Annotated in this window: 13 protein-coding genes and 2 pseudogenes; 10 read left to right on the top strand and 5 right to left on the bottom strand. The window is 31.4% G+C overall.

Features of this window, described 5'->3' with window-relative positions; all coding sequences use genetic code 11:
- Positions 1-468: 468 nt before the first annotated feature.
- Positions 469-1,380 carry a sigma factor regulator N-terminal domain-containing protein gene (locus tag SLH48_RS21720; RefSeq protein ID WP_320259822.1) on the bottom strand — a complete coding sequence of 304 codons (912 nt, stop codon included), beginning with the start codon at positions 1,378-1,380 and terminating at the stop codon, positions 469-471.
- Positions 1,380-1,871 carry an RNA polymerase sigma factor gene (locus SLH48_RS21715; protein ID WP_320259821.1) on the bottom strand — a complete coding sequence of 164 codons (492 nt, stop codon included), beginning with the start codon at positions 1,869-1,871 and terminating at the stop codon, positions 1,380-1,382. Before SLH48_RS21715 ends, SLH48_RS21720 begins: the two co-directional genes overlap by 1 nt.
- Before the next feature lie 445 nt (positions 1,872-2,316).
- Between SLH48_RS21715 and SLH48_RS21710 the strand changes: the two genes are divergently transcribed.
- Positions 2,317-3,105 carry an MBL fold metallo-hydrolase gene (locus tag SLH48_RS21710; RefSeq protein WP_320259820.1) on the top strand — a complete coding sequence of 263 codons (789 nt, stop codon included), beginning with the start codon at positions 2,317-2,319 and terminating at the stop codon, positions 3,103-3,105.
- 569 nt (positions 3,106-3,674) lie between these two features.
- On the opposite strand, the gene SLH48_RS21705 is transcribed toward SLH48_RS21710, so the two are convergent.
- Positions 3,675-4,346: a TetR/AcrR family transcriptional regulator gene (locus SLH48_RS21705; RefSeq protein ID WP_320259819.1), complete on the bottom strand. Its 672-nt coding sequence runs from the start codon at positions 4,344-4,346 to the stop codon at positions 3,675-3,677.
- Between the two features lie 207 nt (positions 4,347-4,553).
- Positions 4,554-5,201: pseudogene (locus SLH48_RS21700) on the bottom strand (oxidoreductase).
- Positions 5,202-5,380: 179 nt separating this feature from the next.
- Between SLH48_RS21700 and SLH48_RS21695 the strand changes: the two are divergent.
- The 7 genes and pseudogenes from SLH48_RS21695 to SLH48_RS22575 all read left to right on the top strand — a co-directional run.
- Positions 5,381-5,527 (top strand): hypothetical protein, encoded by a 147-nt coding sequence (locus SLH48_RS21695; protein WP_320259818.1) that lies wholly within the window; start codon positions 5,381-5,383, stop codon positions 5,525-5,527.
- A 775-nt stretch (positions 5,528-6,302) separates the two neighbouring features.
- Complete coding sequence (locus tag SLH48_RS21690; RefSeq protein ID WP_320259817.1) at positions 6,303-6,446, top strand: hypothetical protein; 144 nt, start codon at positions 6,303-6,305, stop codon at positions 6,444-6,446.
- A gap of 428 nt (positions 6,447-6,874) precedes the next feature.
- Positions 6,875-7,081 (top strand): hypothetical protein, encoded by a 207-nt coding sequence (locus SLH48_RS21685; RefSeq protein ID WP_320259816.1) that lies wholly within the window; start codon positions 6,875-6,877, stop codon positions 7,079-7,081.
- 421 nt (positions 7,082-7,502) lie between these two features.
- Entirely contained in the window at positions 7,503-9,290 is a 1,788-nt protein-coding gene (locus tag SLH48_RS21680; RefSeq protein WP_320259815.1) for a S9 family peptidase, read from the top strand.
- Between the two features lie 344 nt (positions 9,291-9,634).
- Complete coding sequence (locus SLH48_RS21675) at positions 9,635-9,979, top strand: helix-turn-helix transcriptional regulator (RefSeq protein ID WP_214484983.1); 345 nt, start codon at positions 9,635-9,637, stop codon at positions 9,977-9,979.
- A 38-nt stretch (positions 9,980-10,017) separates the two neighbouring features.
- A complete protein-coding gene (locus tag SLH48_RS21670; protein WP_214484982.1) occupies positions 10,018-10,506 on the top strand; it encodes an AraC family transcriptional regulator in 489 nt (162 codons plus the stop codon).
- A gap of 318 nt (positions 10,507-10,824) precedes the next feature.
- Positions 10,825-10,958: pseudogene (locus tag SLH48_RS22575) on the top strand (IS1595 family transposase); the annotation flags it as partial.
- Between the two features lie 12 nt (positions 10,959-10,970).
- Here the strand turns inward: SLH48_RS22575 and SLH48_RS21665 are convergent.
- A complete protein-coding gene (locus SLH48_RS21665) occupies positions 10,971-11,216 on the bottom strand; it encodes a hypothetical protein (RefSeq protein WP_320259814.1) in 246 nt (81 codons plus the stop codon).
- A gap of 797 nt (positions 11,217-12,013) precedes the next feature.
- Between SLH48_RS21665 and SLH48_RS21660 the strand changes: the two genes are divergently transcribed.
- Complete coding sequence (locus tag SLH48_RS21660; protein WP_320259813.1) at positions 12,014-12,364, top strand: hypothetical protein; 351 nt, start codon at positions 12,014-12,016, stop codon at positions 12,362-12,364.
- A 494-nt stretch (positions 12,365-12,858) separates the two neighbouring features.
- Positions 12,859-13,095 (top strand): hypothetical protein (locus tag SLH48_RS21655; RefSeq protein ID WP_320259812.1); only part of this gene is annotated, 237 nt, incomplete at its 3' end.

The following is a 13,095-nucleotide window of genomic DNA, read 5'->3' as shown; positions in this document are numbered from 1 at the left end:
AATCCAAGAGATACTAGTATATTTGGATTGAAATTTACAATTCCATTAACCTTCACTGGATTATGGAATATATCACGATAGAAAATGAACTAATAATGAAATTAATAACGACAATGATTAATGAGTCTATTAGTTTTTTCCCAACCTGAGAATTGTTATTCCACAATATGGCGCAAGAATGTAGCTAAGGCTAACCAGACTACCTTAAGAATAATATCAATTAAAAATGGATCAACTAGGTAACTGGTTGAAGCCTCATAATACGAAATGGCGCTAATCTGTAACAAAAGATTAGTATTTTTCTTCATTATGTTTAGTAACAAATAGAGAGAGGCTGGGACAAAACCCAATTAAAATGAAGAAACCGCACGAAATCAAATTTATAAACCTTGATTTCGTGCGGTTTTATTTTTGCGTAATGTATAAAAACCAGTTAGTTTTCCACTTATGTCCCAGCCTCTTTGTTCTTTAATTCTTTAGATTAATATAAGGAACGATTTGTGCAGTTGCCCCTACAGAGGCACCACGTATAAAATCTTGATTTACTAAGGCTTTAAAGTTTTGGGTTTGACCAGTTAGCATTACCCCTAAAATATTAACTTCTTCAAACTGTTTGTTTTTGTTGAATTCTAAAAATTCTTGAATTGTGTCGTTATTATTATTCACATCATATTTTTCAAGTGAATCAATAAAGCTTTTATATGCTTCTTTCGGAGAATCAGATGGTTCAAAACCATAAACCGGCAGACCAGATGGTCCTATACTTTCATCTACAATTGGCGATGTCATATACAACCATACGATGTTTAAATTATCAGGAATTTTTGATTGGATTTCTTGTAAAGTATAAGGTTGTTTGAAAGAAATCGCAACTTCGGCAACGTGATTTTCCATTAGTGTTATTTCTTCTATCTCGTTTTGTACACCATCATAGTACTTTTGTATAGAAGGGTGATAAAATGTTGCTACTTTTTTCTTTGTTTGTTTGTCATACTCATAGAATTCCGTATCAGAACTATAAAATCCCGGTATTAACTCATTGTAATCAATATTAGTTCCACCCCATTCATAAGAACTTGTGAGTGTACTCCATTGTACTAAATAACCATTTATATTTTTTGAACGATTCGTCACAATGTTGCCCCCAAACATGGAAGAGTTACTTATAACTTGAGAATCGATTTGAATATTTGGTTCTGCAATTGCATTATATAAGAACAGTTGTTCGTAAAGTCTTGTAGAACTTTTGGCTGCAAAATAATTGCCAGTTTTATAAAAAAGCAATAACATAATAGGTACAACTATAATTGAAGTAATAAGGATTTTTAGTAATTGTTTCCGCTTGGCTTTTTTTAATGCACTTGTCAAAGAATTGTTCATTAGTGGTTGCCCCCAATTTTTGAGTGAATAGTTTTACGTGCACGATATAAATTTTGTTTTACACTATTTACTTTAATATCCAACATACTCGCAATTTCTTCATATGAAAAGTCATAGTAATACTTTAAAAAGAAAACTTCTTTGTATTCTTTTTTTATGTTTTTTAATAAATAGAAAATTTCATCTTTATTTAAAAAAGCATCAAATTCGTGGTCTGTATATTGTAGCTTTGAATAAATTTCCTCGGATAAGTAGATGTTCTGCTGATCCTTTTTTCTTTTCAGATCAATATATTCATTGAGTGCTACTCTAAAAAACCATGGTCGTAAACTGCTCTCTGTTAAATCATCCAATAGTGTGTACACTTTGTAAAAAGTGTTTTGAATGATATCTTCGGCATCTTCTTTTTTGGCTCCTTTCACTAGTAATAAACTGAGCACTTCCTCTCCTAAATTGATAAGATAGGAGGCTAGTATATTTTCTTTTTTCATCATTTGTCCTCCCTATACTTATACAACGATTATGTAATAAAAAATGTATACACATAAATGAATAAAGTTAAAAGTTATTGGTTCTGGAGTGGACAGTATTGCGGAGGGATCAAATCCCACTGGCGCTCACGTCCTACTCCGACTACCTAAAGAATAGCCTATAAAAAGAAGGCCAACCAGATAAAATATCAATCTGAGTGACCTTATAATACGATAAGGCACATTTCTCTAAGAGATGCACCTTTATTTATGATTTGGGCTTGAGTGTTAAAGATTAACCTTCGTTTAAACAGGTACATTTAGTATTTTCTTTTATAAGTTTAATATTTACTCTGGATAAACCCTTTCAGTATAATTAGATTGGTAAATTAATGAATGTAAGTTTGATATTGTAAAATAAATATTAATAATTACATTTTTATATCATAGAAAGAGAGGGTATATGATGACTTTGATAAATGATAGATGGTTTACGGTTCAGGAAATAGGAAATTCAACTTTTGCTATAAGCGAATATGGACATTGGGAAAAAGTCCATTCATTTTTATTATTAGGTGATTCGGAAGCTGCTTTAATTGATACAGGACTTGGTATTGATAATATAAAAAGGATCACTGATCAACTAACCTCATTACCTATAAAGGTTTTAACTACACATGTACATGCTGATCATATCGGAAGCCATGGGGAGTATAAGGAAATTTATGTACATGAGGGAGATAAAGATTGGTTGGTGAATGGGATTGGAGGATTATCTATAGAGCAAATAAGAGATCACATAAGTAGAGACATAACAATTCCCACACCAGAAACATTTAACCCTAATACATATCAACCCTTTCAAGGTGAACCGACAGGTTTATTGAAAGATGGTGATGTAATTGATTTGGGTAACAGGCAGCTAGAAATTTATCATACTCCTGGACATTCGCCAGGTCATATATCTATATTTGATAGATTAGAGAAATACCTATTCACGGGTGATTTACTTTATGATCAAACACCAATTTATGCTTATTATCCTTCTACAAGCCCTGTTAATTTAGTTGATTCTCTAGAAAGAATATCAAATATTGAGGACGTTATGATGATATATGGCTCACATAACTCATTAGGTCTTGAAAAAAACATATTGAGGGAAGTTAAAAAAGGAATTATCTTTTTAAAAGAAAATGGTCTCGTAAAATTTGGTACAGGAATACATAAATTTAATGGATTTAGTGTTCAGTTTTAAAAGAGGTTATTATTGGAATTATCATGAATTAGTGTATTCTGCTTTTGGGCATTTTTTATACAATACGAAAGACGTCTCTTAAAACGGTTAAGAAGAATGTGTGAATTTTTAATTCTGAAATAATTATAATTAACAAATTATTTACAAGAATTTTTTTAGTGTAAATTTTATATTCCACAATATGGCGCAAGAATGTAGTTAAGGCTATCCCTACTACTTTATGAGTAATACCTATTAAAAAAGGTCAACCAGAAATGTTACTGGCTGACCTCATAATACGATATGGCGCATATCTGAAATATAGATATGTGCCTTTATTGATTTTAGGGCCATATTGTGGAATAACAAGTTTTTTTGATTAATTATTTATTAGGTTATAAATGTTAAAAAGATCCTTATATCTAGACATAGTTAATTAGTTTGGTTCCACTATAATGAAAAATATTAAGTCCAAACTCTGTTTATGAGAGAGGTTTTTAAAGTTCTATAAGCAGCCAACACGGTGACCAAACAAAAAAGCCCTTAAATCTAAAATTGATCAAGGACTACTTCATTTATTAAACTTATAACTATTCTTTTGTGTACTGATCATAAAACCCATCTAAATAATACTCCATCACTTTTAAAGAAGACTCCCTAAAATTCAAACTAACTCCATCTAAGTTATGTTTCTTAAGTGCATATTGAACGTGATCTGGTATAATTGCTGTATTTGCAAATCCAGTGATGATGGCATCTTGAATTAAAAAAAGCTCCACCATAACTTCTTGACTAAAAGGTTCAAATTTATTAGCTAATAAAGCACACATTCGATATCCGATATCATATATTTCTTTTTTAACTTTAGCTACCGTTTCAACATCCATATTACTTTCCAATATTGAATTTTTTAATGCACTCAGTCGAATATATATAGAATTAGGGTCCAGAATATGCTGCATTTCATTTAGAAAGAATTTCTTAAAGTCGTTAAAATCCATCTCGTCAATTTCACTTAACACCTTTTCAATATGTTTCGTCCATTTCTCATACTCAACTAAAAGTAAACTAGTAAATAAATGCTCCTTTGAAGTAAAGTAATTAAATAATGTGCCTTTGGATACCCCTGCTTTTTGGGCTATATCTGACATTTTGATGTCTTTAAAAGTACTATTCATATAACATTCACGTGCAACATTTATAATATGAGTAGCTTTTTTTGCTTTTGCGTCGTCTGTCATCGCCCTCTTGTTCAGGGTCATTCCTAACCACCTCTATAACTTTACTTAAATCTTTATTTTACTTGGCTCATCATAATTCTATCAAATATTCTATCACTAAGCCATCTCCGAAGTAAAATGAAGGGTTTCGCAAATTGTTCAGCAGCATATCTTGTTTTAGGATTAGTAGCTTTAATCGCTTTGGAAACTTCATTTACAATAACAATTGGATGTGAACCAGTTCCTTTTTCATAAGAGTTTTGTGTTACTTTTGACATCTGTGGCTAGTGAGCGGTATGCACCTTCACCTGAATTTTTTATCATTGAACCTTCTAAAACATTATTACCGAACTCAGTAATAATAAGTCCAGGTTCAATGAGAATAACATCAATTCCAAATTGTTTTACTTCTAACCTTAAACAATCAGACCAACCTTCTAATGCATGTTTCGTTGCATGATACCATGAGCCAAGTGGAGAATAAATTTTGCCCGCAACAGATGAAGTATTAATGATTTTACCACTTTGTTGTTATCTCATATGCGGTAATACAAGTTGAGTCACTCTAGCAGTACCAAATAAATTTACTTCAAATTGATATCTTGCATCCGTAATACTAATGTCTTCAACTGCTCCAAATAATCCAAATCCAGCGTTATTAAAAAGAATATCAATTCTTCCCTGTTCCTTTATGATTTGATTCACCCCTTGAACTACCTGTTCCTCATTCGTCACATCCATTTCTAATATTTTCGCGCCAAGTTTTTTTATATCTTTCATTTTGTCCACACGTCTGGCTGCACCGTACACTACATGACCCTCTTTAACTAATTTTTTTGCCGTTTCTATTCCGATACCTGATGATGCACCTGTAATTAAAATCACATTTTTATCCATTTGCGTAGCCTCCATATCTAATTTGTATAGTCATAAACCCCTATAAATGACTAGCGGTCAATTATAAATGACTATCAGTCAATTGTAAAGTGCTATCTTTACAATGGAAAAAAAAGCGAAATACCATGCGAAGGGAAATATAAGTTTGTATTAACATACAAGTTTTATCTAAAGATGGGTTGAAAACAAATTTCTATGATTTTAGTGTATATACGGCTATTAGAAAAGAAATAGAGGACAGTACAGGTAAGCAAATAGTAGTAGAAGAAGAAACGATATATTCGCAATCTCGAGGTGGCTTCATACCAAAAATAAACGAGATATAAATAGAAAAATACGAAAGTCCATCACCATTAATATATAAAGGAACTCCAATAACGATTGCAAATATTGAGGAAATATATGCAGAAGTGCTATGGGAAGACGAATCAGGGCAAATAATTAAGGAAAAAAATATCATTATATCAATGAATAAGTATCGAAATGAGATAATTTCTGAATAGATACATTTAAACTGCCAGATGTTTTTCAACAATAATGACTTCAGCAATCTGGCGCTTTTCAGAAATGATACTGAAAAGCGTCTTTCTTTGTTTGCTTATTTCACATTCAAATTGTTAGTGCTATAGTATAAAATTGTGAACATGTTTTGATTAGAGAAAAACGATTGCTCAAAATGAGATTATAAAATAATTGTTATTAAGTTAAATTTTAGAGATATAAAAAACTTCAGAACAGAAAGGGATTTATAATAGAAAACACTCCTAAGTATGTATTTTACTTTATAAACTCATTTATCTTAATTGTTTTTGCTATTGTGCTCTCTCAGTTCAATTTCAACCTGGTAATTACGCTTAGTATCTTTGGTTCGAGTTCTTTTTTCTACTTAATCTGTGGAATTTATAATTTGAGAAAGCACAGGAAGCTTACTGATGTAGTTTAGTCGTTAATGCCGTTTAAATTTAAAGTTTTACAACATGAGGCGGGGAAAGTAGTTAAATAGTAAACTTATTTGTAGAGGGCCTTTCTACCTTAACCCTATTAAGGAAACACAAGTAATGGTATGGATATTAGGTTGTTAATGTAACTCAGGAGGAACTAATGTTATTTAAAGAGACTATTATACAATTAATTATGATAATTTCGTTTGGGGTTGGAGCAATTTTAATTGTATTATTTCCAATATTAAGAAAAGAGAATCAATATTATGCATGGTTTAGTATGGTGTCTGGTATTATGGTATGATTACTCTTATTGAATATAATTGCTCAAATGAGAAGCTAATCTATATAAGAAACATAATAGAAATTAAGGCGATTTGAGGAGGGATAAGGTCTTTTATGCTAATGTTGACCTGAACAATGATGTCTAAGAAAAAAGTCTGGTTTTACGCGGCTATTGTATTTAGTTCCATAGAATTTGTAACATTATCTTACGTTAATGAGCATTTTTATAAAAATATTATTTATGCGCTAGTGTTTTATATGGTTATTTTTATACAACCCTACATAGTGAATAAATCCTTTGATAGAGAAAGTAAGATTCTACTATTTAGTTTATTAAATAAGAAGTATAAAAAGATTATTCTTATATTATTATTGTTTTATATTGGGCCATTAATACTTTTTTATTCTATTCTTCCTAACCTAACCTATAAAGCTGCATACAATAAGGTGGAAACTCTAATACAATCAGAATATGAAAACAGTGTAATTTATTATCCGGATGAAGATGATGTCAAGTATGCCATAGGGACTATACACGATTATTACTTTGTAGGAGGCTTTTACTACTTTGATGTAATTAATTTAAAAAATGGAGACTTATATGAGTTTATAGTTAATCCTGTTACCGGGAAAGTAGTAAAACTGAAGAATTGATTTAGGCTTTTTAAAGAGTGGAAATATACTATTACACACAATAATTAATCAGTCTAGTTTTTTTCCACTGCCCAACTTGAGAATTGTTATTCAACAATATGGCGCAAGAATGTAGTGCTATCTCAATACCATAAGAATCATAGCAATTAAATATTAATCAACCAACCAGAAATGAATGACCTGACCTTATAACACGAAATGGTTGTATATATAGTTAATAAGAACGGGAACGTCCAAATCGGACGTTCCCGTATTTTACACTAAGAACAACTGTACAATTTAAAAAGACTTTCTATTTAAGAGATTTTCATAAACGTTTATTTTTAAATATAAATAATTTTACAAAATTTTCTGTATTTTATAAAAAATACATGTTATACTTTTGATTGATCAATCAATTAAATATAAGGGAGGATTTTGAGTGGTTACTTATAAAAAGCCAGATGTAGAGCAATTTTTACGTGCGTACACAATTCAAGATTTTGTCTTAAACAATGATGAAAGTCAGCTCATTTTCAGTACAAATATTAGTGGGAATTTTAATTTATGGGGACTCGATTTACCTAATCAATTTCCATATCCTCTTACATTCAATGATCAGAGCTGTCAAGGACTTTGCTATGACAAAGACGGTAAGTTCATAATTGCTGCATTTGATAATAATGGAGATGAAAATTCACAACTATACATGATCACACCAGAAGGAGGACAGCTGAATCCAATAAGAACCTCAGAAGGACATCAGCATTTAGTTCCGACCTTATCAGAAGATGGAAATCGATTATACTATACGTCAAATAAGGATGACTCAACCTATCTTAAAAGCTATTGCTATCACATAGATACCGGGATTGAAGAGACGTTAATTTCTGGAGATGATGGACCTACATATTTATTTGATGTAAGCCCAAATGAAAAAAGTTTTCTTTTTCTCAAGCTTTTCTCTCCTACTCATATGCTTGCCTATGTAAAAATAAATGAGGAGTTAATTTCTCTTACACCAGAATCAAGTGAACAACACACAGTCACAGATGTTGTCTACACCTCAGAATCAGACATTTATTTCATTACTAATTGTGGTGAAGACTTTTCTTACATTGCAAAATTTAACATAGAAGATAAAGAGTTTAGTAAAGTCGTTTCACTTCAAGGTGAGATCTTTAAAATGATTAAGTATGATAAGAAACAACACCTTTTATATATCGTAAGTGAGAGAGGTGTGGAAGACCAACTATATTCTTTTGGCATCGAAACAGCAAAATTAACAGAACTTAAAAGTCCTGTTGGAGTTATCAACAAATTAGAAGTGACAAAACAAGGTAATGTATATTTAGTTGGTACATCTGCTACAAAGCCTTCAAATATTTACAGAAAAAAAATAAATGAACAATGTTGGGATAAGCTTACGAATAACCGTATTTTGGGCATGAATGAAGAACAGCTTGTTGATCCAGAAGTAATCTCATATCCATCATTTGATGGAATGGAAATTGAAGCGCTATACTTTAAAGCAAACTCTTCAATCAGTAACGATCACGTCATTTTGTGGCCACATGGAGGACCTCAGTATGCTGAACGAAAAAACTACGATGGCGTGTTTCAGTATCTCCTAAGTGAAGGTTATAGTATTTTCGCCCCTAACTTCCGTGGATCTACCGGATACGGATTGGCATTCACAAAAATGGTTGAAGGGGATTGGGGAAAAGGACCAAGGCTTGATAATATTGAAGGTCTAGAATTTCTGTTTAGGAATGGGCTCGCTGATCGTGAAAAAGTTTTTCTTATGGGCGGAAGTTTCGGTGGATATATGTCCTTATTACTTCACGGTAGGCATCCAGAATACTTTAAAGCGATTGTCGATATTTGTGGACCAAGTGATCTTTTTTCGTTCATTGAGACAGTGCCAGAGCATTGGAAACAAATGGTGACACAGATCGTTGGACATCCAGAAAAAGATAAAGAGAAGCTTATTGAGTACTCACCGATTACTTATTTAGAAAATATGTCTAAGCCTATGCTCGTCATTCAAGGAGCAAACGATCCACGAGTTGTCAAAGAAGAATCTGATCAAATTGTCGCTATTTTAACTGAAAAAGGTCGAGATGTTGAATATATCGTGCTAGATGATGAAGGCCATGGGTTAACTAAAAAAGATAATGAGTTAAAGATTTATAGTGCAGTGAACGAATTTTTCACTAAACATTTGTAGCCAAATAGCTTCAAAATAAATGTAAATTTACAATTGACAACCCATGCGAATAATTGTCGTGTGTTGTCATTTTCTTATTACGGTGGATATTAATAAGCTTTTACTTCAGACATATTCTAGAACAATGCCTTTAAAGAAATTTGGATTTGTAGGTTAAAATATAGAAGAGCTTGTGAAATTCTGCGCTAAAAGTAACGGCAGATTAATTTATAGATTCAATACCATAGAAAAAGAAAGAAAATATAAATTTGACTACTCAAAAGTTGATAATTTGAAGAGATATTTAGCTGGTATTCACTAAATCTATTTAGTTATAATTAAAAAAAACTTGGTTGGTGTGTAGAATGGACGAATATATTAGATTAATGAACAAATCTGAAGACTATATTGAGAAAAATCTAAGCGAAAAAATTTCACTAGATGATTTAGCAAATAACGCAAATATGTCCAAGTATCACTTCCATCGTATATTTAGTAAGTATAGTTCTGAGACTGTCAAACAGTTTGTTACGAGAATAAAGATAGAGCGGTCTGGAATATTCCTCGCTGTCCGCACCGATTTAAGTATTACTGATATTGCTTTTCGATATGGCTACAATGATGTAAGTACCTATAATAAAGCATTTAAAAGGCATCTAGGGATGTCTCCATTGGAATTTAGAAAAGCAAGAAACGACAAGAATTCATAAGTATTCTTCGCTAAACTAATGTCAAAGGAGTTGATTTTGTGGAAAAGCCAATGATTACAGTGGAGAATTATGAAGTGGAAGTCATATATATACGCTTCAAAGGTACTTACACAGAGTTTAGAAAAAACAGTCGTAACATGTTCAATGAACTCTTCAAATTCGCAAAGAAATACGATTTAATCAAGGAAAATTTCACAAAAGTAATGACTATATACCATGACAATCCATTCGTAACTGACCCTAATAATTTGCGAACTAGTGTCGCAATGACTGTTCCCTCAAATACTACAATAGTAGAAGAAGGTATAATTGGTACTATGAAGTTTGGCGGGAAATATGCTGTATTACATTATGAGCTAAGTTTAGGTGAGTATGAACAGGCTTGGAAGTATGCTTATTCAGACTGGTTACTGAAAAGTGATAAATATACACCTAGAGATTCTGTTCCATTTGAATTATATGTTACCGAGCCACCTAAAGATTTTAAAAAGAAGAGTAAGACAGACATCTATATACCAATAGAATAAGAGCATAAATTATCTTTCACTTACAGGTGATAGAGTTCAATAAGTGTGCGAGCAAGTTTTAATAACTTTGGATGTTATGGTGCATATCAAAATATAGATATGTACCATTATTCATTTTAGGGGCATATTGTGGAACAACCTCCCTGATTATTCTCGAAAAGAAGAAGCAAAATAATATTGAAGTTAGAATAAAGGATGTACTTTATATTATATAATTTACTTGAGTTTATTTGTACTAGTGTGCTAGATCAGTTATATCATTTTTGTACGACTCAAGTAATAGGGTGTCGTATAGCGAAAGGAACAAAATCATGGAAAAATCATTACTTACATTGGTTCCGATACCTTGAAAAAGCAAGAAGGTTGCTCAAATAGAACGAGTGCGGCAACTTTTATTTAGTGCTGTCCCTAAATCGAATTACTCTAATGTGGAGATGTTTAGAAGTGAATAAAAAAACTTGGTTCTACACCAAGTTAGGGTTCCTTTTATGGTTACTCTTGAGTATTCGTTCTGTAATAAATCCAATGATAAAACCAATTATAATAGGAATAAACGAACCTCCTGTTTCAAAAATTACCCCTTTTGATGGATTTTCTTTATAAAAATTCCAACTCAAAAATGAAATTTCTAATATGTTTCCGATTGTATATAAAACCCCCATTGATAACAATGCCGCTAACAAAGGAAACCAAAATAACTTCTTTTTCACGGGTAACACCTCCTTTCTTCATTATAATTTCAAATAAAAAAATGTCAATTAACTCCTGGCTAGCAACAAAGTTTACGAAAACAACGTTTCGTTATCCAGTACAATACCGAACTCATGCCGAAGCTGCATAAATTTAATAACGTGTCTAACTTTTTGTGGTCAATTCACTATCGAAATGCGTCTTTTTTTCATTGTAGGACCATATCGTATTATAAAGTCATCCAGATTGATATTTTATCTGGTTGGCCTTCTTTCTATAGGCTATCCTTTAGGTAGTCGGAGTAGAATGTGAGTCCCAATGGCACTAGCGTTCTACCCCGACTACCTTAAGATTAATACCTATTAAAAATAGGTCAACCAGAAATGTTACTGGCTGACCCCATAATACGATATGGCGCTAATCTGAAATAAAGATTAGCGTCTTTTTCATTTTTAGAGCCATGTTCTGTAACAAAGGATTGCCTATTTTCTGGATATTCGAAATAATTGGTATTAAATACAAGAAGCAGGACTGGTTAACGAGGTATAATAATTTTAGTAAATAATAATATAGTTATAAAAAATAAGTTGGTGAATTTGATGTCGAAAAAATTATCTTAATAATTGTTTCATCGGTGCTAATCACTTTATTATGGGTTGGTATGCAATTGAAAATAATACATATGACCCTAGTCTTCAATTAGCTTTTGATATTGCATTTCATCTAAATAAACCTATCGAAGAAGTTTTTAACCCTAAAAGACGAGATGACATTTAGAATAATCAATTATTATACAAAGGAGGAAGAAGGATAAATCATGAGTACTAGAAAAATTGGGGGACTTATTTTAGGATTAGCAATTTTATCCGTACTTGGTTTTACAATCTTTAAAATCATTACTGGTAAAGAAGTTGGATTTAATGAATTCTTGGCGTTTAGTAGTTTATTTATGATGTTTTTTTCTGCTATTACGTGGAGAGGAGAAAAAGATGGAATTTTACAAAATGAAGAATTAGGAAGAAAGATTACCGAGCAAAGTTCAAAAATTAGCTATTATATTTTAGTAGTAATTATAATGATCTTCGTCTTCTTAGGCTATTCTTTAGACGGTACATATATCTTCTTTTTCTTAGGGATTATGGTATGGCTATTGTTTTGTTACCGTTAGTAGATTATTAGTTTCACGAAAGTATCAGTAATTGAATAAAGGATAACATTCTGTAGAAGGGATTAAATTAGAGGCTATAGATGAGGTATCAGATATTTATAAACGTATTACAGGTTTAAACTCGTTAAGAAATAAATAAAAGTGCTAAAAAACTGATTAGTGTTTAAGTGTTGAGCATAAATGTACTTAAACAAACGGAATGCTTTTTTAGACTGTTATTATTCTCTTTTAAGACTATTTCATTTTATTATTCAACAATATGGCGCTTTTCAGAAATGATACTGAAAAGCGTCTTTCTTTATGTTTGGCTCTTTTCGGTTTGCGGCTTAGATAAAGTTGAATAATAGTAAAGGAAAAATATAACTTATTGTATTATAATTATATTAAAAATTGTACAACAGAATAGGTTTATTAGATTATTTTTTGGGCGATGAAAATTATTCAATAATGGAACTAATTACTTTTCACAATAGAACAAGGAACGAGGGATAAAAATGAAGGTCTCTATATTAACCAGTGGGTTTCCTAATGGATTTACAGATGATTTCGTTAAATGTATAAAGGAATACTATACTAATAATGGGTCGTTTGTTTTTGTTTCATCTGATTTTTTAGGACATTCTAAAACAGATAAATATGCTGATATAACTTTGAATATGTTTAGTAAGAAAGGTATTGCATTTGATGAAGTTAATGTCATTGATGATAGAATCACAAAAGAAAAGGCAGTA

The organism is Cytobacillus sp. IB215316, from assembly GCF_033963865.1.
GTDB lineage: Bacteria > Bacillota > Bacilli > Bacillales > SM2101 > Nanhaiella > Nanhaiella sioensis.
The sequence above is the reverse complement of the archived record's forward strand: the minus strand, read 5'-3'. Positions and strand labels throughout refer to the sequence as shown.